The sequence below is a fragment of the Paenilisteria rustica genome (assembly GCF_013820765.1).
Taxonomy (GTDB): domain Bacteria; phylum Bacillota; class Bacilli; order Lactobacillales; family Listeriaceae; genus Listeria_A; species Listeria_A rustica.
Genome location: NZ_JABJVM010000026.1, coordinates 22168 through 31623, shown reverse-complemented (window position 1 = coordinate 31623; position 9456 = coordinate 22168). Strand labels below are relative to the sequence as shown.

Annotated in this window: 11 protein-coding genes; all 11 read right to left on the bottom strand. The window is 37.0% G+C overall.

What is annotated here, in order from left to right; all coding sequences use genetic code 11:
• Positions 1–291: 291 nt before the first annotated feature.
• The 11 genes from HPK16_RS15735 to HPK16_RS15690 all read right to left on the bottom strand — a co-directional run bounded on the left by HPK16_RS15735 (position 292) and on the right by HPK16_RS15690 (position 9439).
• Positions 292–765 carry an SMI1/KNR4 family protein gene (locus HPK16_RS15735; RefSeq protein ID WP_181677857.1) on the bottom strand — a complete coding sequence of 158 codons (474 nt, stop codon included), beginning with the start codon at positions 763–765 and terminating at the stop codon, positions 292–294.
• A 28-nt stretch (positions 766–793) separates the two neighbouring features.
• Complete coding sequence (locus HPK16_RS15730) at positions 794–1336, bottom strand: T6SS immunity protein Tdi1 domain-containing protein (RefSeq protein ID WP_181677858.1); 543 nt, start codon at positions 1334–1336, stop codon at positions 794–796.
• Between the two features lie 24 nt (positions 1337–1360).
• Entirely contained in the window at positions 1361–2938 is a 1578-nt protein-coding gene (locus HPK16_RS15725) for a polymorphic toxin type 15 domain-containing protein (protein WP_181677856.1), read from the bottom strand.
• Complete coding sequence (locus HPK16_RS15720) at positions 2935–3297, bottom strand: DUF3958 family protein (protein WP_181677855.1); 363 nt, start codon at positions 3295–3297, stop codon at positions 2935–2937. The genes HPK16_RS15725 and HPK16_RS15720 overlap by 4 nt, the downstream gene beginning before the upstream one ends.
• 10 nt (positions 3298–3307) lie before the next feature.
• Positions 3308–3613, bottom strand: coding sequence for a TIGR04197 family type VII secretion effector (locus HPK16_RS15715; RefSeq protein WP_181677854.1), 306 nt, complete (start codon positions 3611–3613; stop codon positions 3308–3310).
• A 137-nt stretch (positions 3614–3750) separates the two neighbouring features.
• Positions 3751–4461: an SMUG2 DNA glycosylase family protein gene (locus tag HPK16_RS15710; RefSeq protein WP_181677853.1), complete on the bottom strand. Its 711-nt coding sequence runs from the start codon at positions 4459–4461 to the stop codon at positions 3751–3753.
• A 366-nt stretch (positions 4462–4827) separates the two neighbouring features.
• On the bottom strand, positions 4828–6219 hold the full coding sequence (locus tag HPK16_RS15705) for an SIR2 family NAD-dependent protein deacylase (protein ID WP_181677852.1): 1392 nt from the start codon (positions 6217–6219) through the stop codon (positions 4828–4830).
• Positions 6220–6362: 143 nt separating this feature from the next.
• Positions 6363–6488, bottom strand: coding sequence for a hypothetical protein (locus HPK16_RS17035; protein WP_281368055.1), 126 nt, complete (start codon positions 6486–6488; stop codon positions 6363–6365).
• Positions 6481–7365, bottom strand: coding sequence for a hypothetical protein (locus HPK16_RS15700; RefSeq protein ID WP_181677851.1), 885 nt, complete (start codon positions 7363–7365; stop codon positions 6481–6483). Before HPK16_RS15700 ends, HPK16_RS17035 begins: the two co-directional genes overlap by 8 nt.
• 176 nt (positions 7366–7541) lie before the next feature.
• Positions 7542–8060, bottom strand: a complete 519-nt coding sequence (locus HPK16_RS15695; protein WP_181677850.1) for a hypothetical protein — start codon at positions 8058–8060, stop codon at positions 7542–7544.
• Positions 8057–9439 carry an AAA family ATPase gene (locus HPK16_RS15690; protein ID WP_181677849.1) on the bottom strand — a complete coding sequence of 461 codons (1383 nt, stop codon included), beginning with the start codon at positions 9437–9439 and terminating at the stop codon, positions 8057–8059. The genes HPK16_RS15695 and HPK16_RS15690 overlap by 4 nt, the downstream gene beginning before the upstream one ends.
• Positions 9440–9456: the final 17 nt, after the last annotated feature.

Here is a 9456-nt window from a genome sequence, read left to right as displayed (position 1 = left end):
CATTTGCTTCTTAAATTCCGGTGTAAACGTTCGTTTTGCTCTTTTTGTCATCCTCTATTCCTCCAGTGTGCTTTTCTTTTATTGTACACACCTTATTTTTTCTGTCCAGTTTAGTATAACCTATCCAGATACCCATCAAGTGTTGAACCTATACCATACTCATTCCAAATAGATATTACTTTCTGCGGCACTAGTTTCTCGTATTCTTTCATTGTATCCTCGGGCATCTTCATTTCTGTTTTGTATGTCTTCATAAATATCTCCCAAAATCCCTTCAGCAGTGCTCGATTGTTATCCTCTACCTAGATTGAGAAACTCTTCAAACGTCTTTGTTACAAAATAGGTCTCTGGATCTAATTCGCTTGACTCTTCGTGGTTCCACACACATACTACAGGCTTTCCTCTATTCTCTCTAAAATCCAAACAAAGAAAATCTCCAGCAAACAAAACAGCAATGGGAAGAATATCTGCACCAATTAGCTCCTCATTATCTGTCAACCTATCTTCCAACTGTGTCAGTGTCACATCTATATCATATATCCCAAATTCATTGTCCCTAGGTACATCCAGTAAGCATAAAAACCTATCTATAATATATTCATGATTATTGCAAACGAAAGCTCCATCTACTGGAATACCACCGTTATTCTCTTTTAAAAATTCAACAAAATCGATAGGTAAACTTACTCTCCAAAATCCTTCTTTTCTTTTAAATAACTCTTCCGTCGGCAATGGAAAAACTAGTGTATCTTTTTGAATCAACATTTTATTACTTTCTCCCTGCATATTTCGTTTATTCAATTGCTCCTGTCAAAGCTGTTATCAAAAGAATATGCTCTCTAAGCTTTACCTTTTTCAAATTCTCAACTTTGTCACTCCCTCCAAGAGCTAGCAACGGAACATAGCCAAAACATTCATCATAAGCTGGTTCTCCTAGATTTTTCACTGCCTCTTGATATATAGAGTAATCTAGATACTTTTCTTTAAAATAATCACTTTCTAAATCAGAAAAGAAAAATTCAAATCCTGCCGATACTCCTTCAAAAACTCCCATTCTATAATTTAGCTTTCTTAAATATCTATTTTCCTCCCATGTAATAATATCTCCCATACTCGTCGCAAAAATGGGAATAGATACATCGCTTCTAAAATAGCTTTCCTCTAAGATATCTTGAAAATCATCCGGGTTGATAACCTTAAGATAACTGCTTGAAAGACTACCCATTCCATAATCTCGCCAAGCATTCAGTAGTTCATCAGGTATCTTACCACTATATTTCTGACAAACTTCTTCTGCCATCTTTTCTTCGTGAATAAAATCATCGAAACATTTAATTGCCATCTATTAAAACTCCCTACTCTAAAATTTTAGCCTTACATTCAGCTTCGTATTAGCCTTCGTTTCCTTGTCCATATTTTTTGTGAGCTCCAGTATCTGCTCATCTACAGCATCAATTCTATACTTCCACTGTGCTCCAATGGAAGAATTTATTCGTTTGTCACCAAGTCCATCAATTTTCAATGGATTTCCACCTGCAACTTGATCGGGATTGTGTAATGCAGCTTTTCCACTTATCCACTCACTGGCTTCTTTTTCAGCAGACTCCAATGTCATTCCACTTCTCCTTAGTTCATTAACTTTATCTAAATATTGATTTTCTCGAGCAATTTTTTGCGCCGCATTTCCTTCCAAAGCTCTACCCTGCGCCAAATACTTCTCCCGATTCGCCAAATATTCACTCACAGTCAGCTCATTCATGCCTTTTTCTTGGTCTGCTAGTTGTCGGGCGAATTCTGCGGGGTCATGCTTTGGATTATGATTAAATGTAACCTCAATTTTATCTAATTTCATGAGTTTGGCTATTTTCGTGGCTTTACCCGTATTCTCCGCCTGTTTAATCTCGCCAACACCTTCAAATATAAACTTAAATTCATCCGTTCGCGTTGATGCTTTGATGGCTTTTGCCGCTTTTCCTAGTTTCCCGAATGGAACGAAAGTCAATGCCGTGAATACTGCTGCCTCGTTTTGCTCAAAGGGACTCAGCTTCTCTTGCGTTATTGGGTCAAGCCCTGTTTTCCAGCGATAGATATCGAAAATTGGCGCTACCATATCAATGAGGAAAATCGCGTTTTTCATCCCAGCTAACACGTGCGCTTGTTGCCATTTCGCATTATCATAGGTCGCTTTGCCATCTAGCTTCCCGTCTTTCGTGACAAATCCAGCCAGATTGCCTTCTGGTATCACGGGTAGTGGACCATTTTCTGCCGCTTTGATAAGTCTTGCGGTCTCATTATCTTTTGCTAATTTCGCTATCGCTTCTTCTCGCGCCGTCCATTGCTTCTGCAACGCCGAACGCCACGCCATATTCAAGCCCATCATATTAAAAGTTCCAGTTTTGACTTGGAAGGCTTTATCAGTATCAATTTCCGCCAATCCTCGAACAATATTCGCCGTCAAATCCATCGCACGATCAAACGAAGTCGCAGTTTCCGCATCAAATCGATACAAAGCCTCTAATTTCTCCTGCAATTTCCGCTTCAAATCCACAAAGATCGGCGTGATTAGTGCCATCCCAACCACATTATTGCTCAACTTCTCCATATCCTGAATCTGCCCATCCAATTGCCGAATCTGATTCCGAATTTCATCCTCAATCACATCTGTTGTCGCCACATCGGCTTGGAACTGCCTAGGAAACGCTTGATTTTGCCGTATCAATTCCTCACACAAACAAATCATACCCTGTGCTAGTGGTCGATACGTTGCCGCAAAATACTGTTTCGCGCTGTCATACGTCTTTCCCTGCAACTCCTGGTCAAACGCGAACTCATTCACCGCACGCATCAAACCCTCCATCGCCTCTATCATATCATGATACGACGCCACCATGCTCTCCGATTGCGCTTCGATTTCGCCTAAAAAGACATTTAAACTCATGCCTGCTCACCGCCAAACTCCACTTTTCGACGAGCCGCATAATAGTCTGATTCCTTGTCCATCAACGCACGCTTTTCATGTTCCATTCTCGTTTGTTCTTCCTCCATGCCATCCACCACATGAAAATGTTGTCGCTGATATTCATGTCGCTGTATATCCAAAAATACCGCCATTTCTCGGTCTCGATGCCACGTGCTACCAAGCTCATGAAACAACCGATTGTTCCGATTATGTACAAAATCCACTTCATCCAACAACTGCTTCTGCCTTCGAATCTCCCGTTCCTTCGCATACTGGTCATCCGCGACATGCCGCAACCGCTGATTCCAACTATCTATTTCTCTGTCCTTATCATTCATCTGCCATCCCTCATTTCCCGATACGTGGGGCTGTACCCGAAAAATCAAGCCCGTTCCCAACTTCGCGATCCACCCGTTCAAATTCCTGCGCGACCGAACGAATATGCGCCACATCCCGTCCAAAACTCTCGCCCAATTGCATCATCAATTGCTTGACTTTATCCGAGCTCTGTTTGGCGTCATGACTCACCTTCACACTCGTCCGATTCGCCAATTGCACTTGCTTTGAACCCGATTGCCGCATCGCATCTCCCGCATGTCCCATCGAAGTCGCCACCTGATTCGCCCGTCCAAGATTACTTTTTATTTCGCTCATGTAAACCCTCCCATATCTGTATTCTTCTATTATATGCAATATTTCCCCAAGTGTACAGCCTCTTTTAATCCGAAACACAAAAACAGGATATGCCAAAGCAAGCGCATAATTTCTATAACGAGACATGGACACTATTATTATTCACGGCTTAAAGCGTTAAGATATTTCTCCATATACACATCCTTGTGCTTTGCGTTGTATTGTGTAATAAATCGTGGATGCTCTAACGGTATAATCGTATCAAAAAAATGATGTTCTTTATTTATTCTGGATAAAAAATCATAATTCTCTCCGCTTCCAATGCAATAGCATATCGACGTATCTATTCCAAAACCTATCTGACTACGTATTGCACTAATAATAAAAGGAGCCAGGATCTCTTGTAACTTTTTGCTTTCGTAGTAATTACAATTAACTTCATTACCCTTTGAATTGATCCTGACGAGCCCTAGAGGACAGACAAAATTCATGTAAAAATCAGTATAAAACTTCTCACAACCTCCGTATTCTCTAATAACATCATATAAAAAGCCAGATGAAGATTGATTTATATAGAACTTATCAATAAAAATTCCCGTTTCGCTTTGGAGGTGTTTGGCATCTTCAAAAGGAACTCCTGTTACAGCTGAACCTCGGCGTGCGGGAGAACTTCCCAATATCATACGGCGAGGTTTAGTATCGTTATAGTACTTTTGATAAAATGAAGTCGTTATGTTTCTGACTATCTCTTTTTGATCCCCTCCATATGGATTAATAACGCGAAATCCATCCGGTAAAGCAAGCGATTTAAGAGAAAGCTTTTTATTAAATTGTAATATATGGTCAGCAAAAGTCATTTGTTCAATCATCTGGCACAATCCTTCCCGTTTTATTTCGTATTCCATAAATTATTTTATTAAACCATGCATGGTATACCTAGAAATCAAGCCTATTCGTAGCTGTATAGCCTCTCTTAATACGAAATTAAAAATGAGGCGTACCAACACTTCCCGATACAGCCTCAATTAACCCCGAAAAAATGAATCTAAATCCCTACTTCCACAAACCGCTCTACAAAGCCATTCCCATCAAAAAAATAGCATCATTTATGATACGGTTCTGCGTATCATGTGTCGATGATATTTTTGGAAATTGACTAGCTAAAAATCACCTTTTATTAAATGATAAAAGCCACTCATCCATTCCAGTGGCTCCTACATTTCAAAATTCATTTTCTATTCCGTTGCCCCTACAGATATATCCTCTTTCACCGTACTATCTATTAATTGATTCAAAGTTCTTAGTTGATTTTTTTCTGCATACTGAAATATCTGTGTCCTTGTAGCTTCTGGTATGTCTTTTTTTCTACGATGCCAACAAGCATTTGCACTCCAACTATTTCCCGGCGTTCTATCACTAGCAGATTTATCTACATACCTTAAAACTTTGTCCAGTGCATCCATTGTTATCTGGAATAATTTTGGGGGCATTTTTTCATATGGGTAGAAAATTAGTATATCTAATATAATATCCAAATATTTCTCGTACATATAAAAAGCGTCCTTTACATAAGTTCCTTCCCATACTTTATCTAAGCAGTTATTTAAAAACTGTATATATGGTATTATCATTAGGTATTCGGACTGCCACAATGCTTGAAGTAATATTCTTCTGGTGTCTTCACTATTAATAAATGATTCCATAAAATCTTCATTATCTTTACTCAGTCGTTCCGCAAGATCTTCAAGTATTTTCGAATTAAGAGCAGCCTCCACCTGTTTGTCATTTATATACTCTGTTAATTGTTTAAAAAAAGAACTCAAATCATCGATTTCTAATATTATATTCTCATTTTCATCTCTATAAGCATATTCTTTAGGAATATTAGGCTTTTCAATCCGCAATATTTGGATAACACCATGTGGATAATCAATATCTCCGCTACCTATATTTTTAGACCAATCTATCGCTGATAAAACATTAATATCCCCTAAGCTGTATCCTAAAACTAATACTGTAGATTCTCTTATTGTCATAGCTAGCTTAGTTTGCCGATAATCATTGGGTCGTAGTAAAGAAACATAATCTTCCTGTGTTACTACTATCGTTTCTGGTTCTTGTCTAGTACCATGAAGATGGTATATCGGTATGACATTTTTGGGAGCAGAAAAATATTTTTTGGGGCTAATACTTATACTTTTACCTGTCAGAATATGCTCCATAACTGCATCATAATTAGTAGTTATTACCCAAGCTGGCTTCATACTGTCAAACCACTTTTCAAATTCCTCTCCCGCCTCTATGCTGGGTAACCAATTAGATATATTACTAATTTCAGCTTTGAATCGTTGCTTGGCCTCAGAATAATCACTGTTCTCATTTTCCGCTATTTTTTTACACGTCTGAGTCGCTAGCTCCGGTAAAGATGCCCCTTTTAGCTCTTCATCGGTTAGAGCTTTGAGTTCAAATTTTTTTCTGGCCTCGTCTATTATGCCTAACCATCCCAAAGCGGATTCTCCTATAACAGCCTTAGAGAACCCTGCTCCGACAAACATTCCTAAATTCCCATAGTCACAAGCTTTAAAAATTTCCTGAAATACCTCTTTTTTATCTATTTGATCCATCATAATAAAATAATATCCCCCCTATGCAATCAATATCAAATTATTGAGCAACTATAGCATGAAAACGATTCTAGTCGCATTTTTCTCTTATTTTCTTCTTCCTATCTTTTGAAAGTAGCTCAGCCTTCAACCAAGCTACTTTTGTATTAGTGCTTTTTATCTTGATGTTTCTTTAGAATTTTCCCCGCCTTTGATTTTTCTTTTTTTGTTGTTGACTTACTTGCAAGTTTTTTACCAGCATTGCCTGTCTTTCCTCCACTATGTCTAACCATTATCTTTTTCACCTCGCATTGTAGCATCTCTTGTATATCTAGCCGCAAACCCTACTAAACTAAGCCCAGACTTTTCCAATGCATTTATACGAACACATTCTTCCATAATTACAGAAAGAGATATTTCATCATTGATTAACGTCACCTCTGTCATTAGTGCAACATCCACATCTCTTTTCACTGCATAATTTTGCAACATTTCTAAGTAAGTTTTAACACCCTGGGAAGAAGTAGCGAAAAATGCTTCTGGAAAAAACACAGAGGTCCTTTTCTTTTTCTCTACCAATACAAATTTCGCGCTCTTTTCATTCAATTCTATTTTCTCAACTTTACCATGGGTTAATATTGCTTTCCCCACATCTTTCAGGGATACACCGTCTAGCTCCTTGCGACGCACAGTGGCACTTCTCCCATCACCTTCTGCATCAACCTTACCTTGACCACTAAGTGTTGCTTCGTAGCTGGTTCCCTCTTTTTTTCTGGTACTATTCCCTACGACGCCATTCGTCTTAGTCTTCCGAGTTGACTTCTGAGGTGTATCTGTAGTTTCTTTATTTAAATCTCTACAGTATCTTTCTATCTTCTCTTTTATCTTCTCTTCACTTATTGGTATTGCAGTCTCACTTCTATATTTCACTTGCTCAAGAAGTATCTTTCGTTCAAAGAAATTCTCGCAACTATCAATATGATCATAGAAATTGTATGTTTTAATATATTCATCATACTTTCCTTTCGGAACATATAATAGCCTTGCAACGCACCCCTCATTCGGGCAGAACAAATCTTGTAATCTTTCATCTGAACTATCGAGCTCACTGATACGTTTAATGGACATAATTTCATTCGTTTTGCCGATTACGGCTTCTTTAATCTTCATGGTAAGTGTACACTCCTTAATTAATTTAAGATCGTACAAATATTGCTTCACAAAGACAATAAAAAATGCTAATATAGTCTTTGAAGAATAAAGCTAATTGTACGTTTTAATTTCCAGCTCTATAAGCGGCAACTTATAGAACTACTTAGGGTAGCAAATTTTGATTTGTTACCCTACTACTCACATAATCCATGGCAATAATCCAGAAATTCATATAAATTTGTGCCTTTATTATTTTCGAATGCCCTTTTGAGTAAAATCAACTCTTCCTTAGGACTACTTATATTATTTAAAGGCAAATATATATTATCCCTACCTCCCCCTGCAATATCAAGATTAGCTGCTTGCATAATTTTATCGAAACCTCCTTCAAAATATATTGGTTTTACAAACTTTTCAAACCACATCCCTTCATAATTTTTCGAATTTTCTACAGATTGCCCTTCTTTGAAATCTTCAAACCAAAAAAAGATTAGACTCTTATCTCTCCGTCTGAACTGAGGGTTAGCTTTAAAGAAAGCACCCTCTTTTTCCAAATCTTGCTCCAAATATCGATTGTTCGAACGCTCAGGTACACTCTCTTGAGCATTAACTTTTATTGCCAATCTAAGCTTATGTTGCACTTTAGAGACAAACCTACGTGTAGATTCACTAGGCGCGTAAACAAGTGATGATCTTTCATATTTTATACTCATAGGCTGTCCCTCGAATTCCCAATAACTTTCTCAAGCATGACTTTAAAATTTACATCATCAGGATTCGGGACACCGTGGAAGAAACCTGCTAAAAACATATCTTGAAGGTTATTATTCTTCTGAATTCTTTTACCTGTTAAATTATTTATGGATTTAATCGTTTTTTGTCCCGAAGTATCGGTTCTTATTGTGTATACATTGGAGGGCTTTAAGCTGTTCATGGTATTCGTGTTATGAGAAGTTACTATCAATTGTCCTTTTGCTTCCCCTGCTATTTGTGCTACAATTTTTGAAATTAGCACGTCATGAATTCCTAACTCCATCTCATCAATAATCACTGTTCCACCATAAATTAAACTGAGAAGCATTGGTAACAACTCCAAAATACTTTTAGTACCTGAAGACTCCAAAGAACCAGGGATTTCTCTTTCCTTATTACCTATGAATTTTTTCAACATCAGTTTGTATTGAACTTCATCTTCCTCCCCTTGGCTTCTTTTATAATATACATTATTAATATCCGAATATAGCGCCATTAGGTACTCCCTCACTATATCCTCTGCTTCATCAAGATCTTGAATATCTTCTGTATCAATTTCTCCACTAATCAGATTGGTGAATACAGGGTTCAGTACTCTCTGTGATGTCTTAGAGCTATAGTTACCCGTTCTATGACACACTGAACTGTCAGTTATAAATAAGATAAATTCTAATAGATTTTTATTTATATTTTTATTTATATAGCTATTGTTTTTAGTATGTATAGCGTTATTAACTATAGATAAAAATGTATGATTTCCCCAATACTGTTCCACGAAATTATTTAACTCTTCTTCCAAGGCCGTATCTATAAATAATTTCTTATTGAATTCAGTAATAATCACGTCTTCTTCATATCTTATGGAAAATAAGTCCCCTCTTCTTTTGTCGATTAAATAATATAACTTCTCGGATACTAGATTATTCTCAGAATTAAATTCAAGCTCATATGAGCCTTCTACTTTATTAAAAATGAAGTAATATTTTATCAACATGTTCTCTTTTGACGCAATAGTTTTTGTATTTTTTATTAAATCACCTAGATTCAAACTGTTCAATTGATTTGAAAGAAACTGAGCGATTACACCACTATTATCAGAAAAACTAGTCACATCAGCCTCTTCTTGAATCTTTACTTTTAGTTTCATAAAATCCTGCACTTTATTAAGCGTACTGATAGACTCTTTTAAAATTGAAAATGCTTGAATCACATTAGACTTCCCCGAACCATTCTCACCATATATGAAAATCATATTCTTAGGAGCATTTGCTTTCTCAGTAAAATCAATTTCAACATCTGTTAATGATCTAAAATTTTTCAGTATTAATTTTGAAAACATAACATTCCCTCCTTTTA